Source organism: Thiohalocapsa sp. (assembly GCF_019695415.1).
Classification (GTDB): domain Bacteria; phylum Pseudomonadota; class Gammaproteobacteria; order Chromatiales; family Chromatiaceae; genus Thiohalocapsa.
The window spans coordinates 1-1,985 of the sequence record NZ_JAIFKJ010000001.1; the positions used below are offsets into that span (position 1 = coordinate 1).

The window sequence follows — 1,985 nt, forward strand, 5'->3', positions numbered from 1 at the left end:
CGCCGATATGGGCTTCGAGGTCGCCAAAGGCCCGGACATCGGGACGGACGAGAACAACTCCACCAAGCTCAACAGCCCGGCGGAGCATCCGGCCCGGCAGGAGCACGACACCTTCTATTTCCACACGAAGGACGACGGCTCGCGCCTGCTGCTGCGCACCCATACCAGCCCGGTCCAGATCCGCGCGATGCAGGAGCGCAAGCCGCCCATGCGCATCATCGCGCCGGGGCGCGTCTACCGCTCCGACTCCGACCAGACGCACACGCCGCAGTTCCACCAGGTCGAAGGGCTGGTGATCGACGAGACCACCCATATGGGCCATCTGCGCTGGGTGCTGGAAGAGTTCTGCCGCGCCTTCTTCGAGGTCGATGACGTGAAGATGCGCTATCGCGCGTCGCATTTCCCCTTCACCGAGCCGTCGATGGAGGTGGACATCAGCGCGGAGGCGATCGGCAAGCAGGACGCCTGGCTGGAGATCCTCGGCTGCGGCATGGTCCACCCGAACGTGCTGCGGGGTGTCGGCCTCGATCCGGCGAAATATCAGGGCTTTGCCTTCGGCATGGGGCTGGACCGGATCACCATGCTGAAATACGGCATCCCGGACCTGCGCACGATGTTCGCCAGCGATCTGCGCTGGCTGCGCCATTACGGCTTTTCCATGCTCGATGTGCCGACGCTCGCCGGGGGCCTGAGCCGATGAAATTCACGCTGTCCTGGCTCAAGGATCATCTGCAGACCGACGCAAGCCTCGACGACATCCGCGCCACGCTGGACCTGATCGGGCTGGAGGTCGAGGAGATCGTCGATCCGACGGAGAAGCTCGCGCCTTTCTCCGTCGCGCGCGTGCTGGAATGTGACAAGCACCCCAACGCCGACAAGCTGAAGGTCTGCAAGGTCGACACCGGCACGGAAACGGTGCAGGTCGTCTGCGGCGCGCCGAACGCCAAGGCCGGCATGATCGGCGTGTTCGCGCCGCCCGGTTCGTACATTCCCGGCACGGATATGACGCTGTCGAAGACGAAGATCCGCGGGGTCGAATCCGCCGGGATGCTGTGCTCGGAGCGCGAGCTTCAGCTCTCCGATGAACACGACGGCATCATCGAGCTGCCGAAGAAACTTGCCAGCCGCGTCGGCGAGCCCTATGCCGAAGCTGCGGGTCTCGACGACCCGATGATCCATATCGCCATCACGCCGAACCGGCCCGACTGCCTGGGCGTGCGGGGCGTGGCGCGCGATCTGGCCGCGGCGGGCCTGGGCAAGTTGAAACGCAGCGATCGCGGCTATGAAGGCGCGGGCGAGTTCGACTGTCCCGTCGACATCCTGCTGGAATTTGACCCGGAGCACGCCGACGCCTGCCCCGTCTTCACCGGGCGGCTCATCCGCGGCGTCAAGAACGGGCCGAGCCCGGAGTGGCTGCAGAAGCGCCTGAAAGCCATCGGCCTGCGCCCGATCAACGCGCTGGTCGACGTCACCAACTACATCTCATATGACCGGGCGCGGCCGCTTCACGTTTATGATGCCGACAAGCTGCGCGGGGCGATCCGCGCGCGGCTCGGCAAGGCGGGGGAGACCTTCCTGGCGCTCGACGACGCCGAATACGAGGTCGACGAGAGCATGTGCGTGATCGCCGATGATCGCGGCGTGCTGGGGCTCGGCGGCGTGATCGGCGGGGCGGAGACCGGCTGCACCGAGGAGACCACCAACGTCTTCATCGAGTCGGCCTATTTCGACCCGGTTCGCACCGCAATGACCGGCCGCAAGACCGGCGTGCAGTCCGATGCGCGCTACCGCTTCGAGCGCGGCATCGATCCGACCTCCCACACGCTGGGCGCGAACCTCGCCACGGCGATGATCCTGAAATTCTGCGGCGGCTCGCCAAGCAAGCTGGAGCCGGCCGGGGCCGCCCCGCCGACAGGGCACATGATCTCGTTCGACACGCGCGAGGTGAAGCGGCTGACCGGCGTGGACCTGAAGCCCGCGCAGGA

2 protein-coding genes are annotated in these 1,985 nt (G+C 66.4%); both read left to right on the forward strand.

Annotated features, from left to right (window positions below; all coding sequences use genetic code 11):
• On the forward strand, nt 1-700 hold a 700-nt coding region (gene pheS / locus I6U14_RS00005), incomplete at its 5' end, for a phenylalanine--tRNA ligase subunit alpha (RefSeq protein ID WP_296895839.1).
• On the forward strand, nt 697-1,985 hold a 1,289-nt coding region (gene pheT, locus I6U14_RS00010; RefSeq protein ID WP_296895840.1), incomplete at its 3' end, for a phenylalanine--tRNA ligase subunit beta. The genes pheS and pheT, both read left to right, overlap by 4 nt.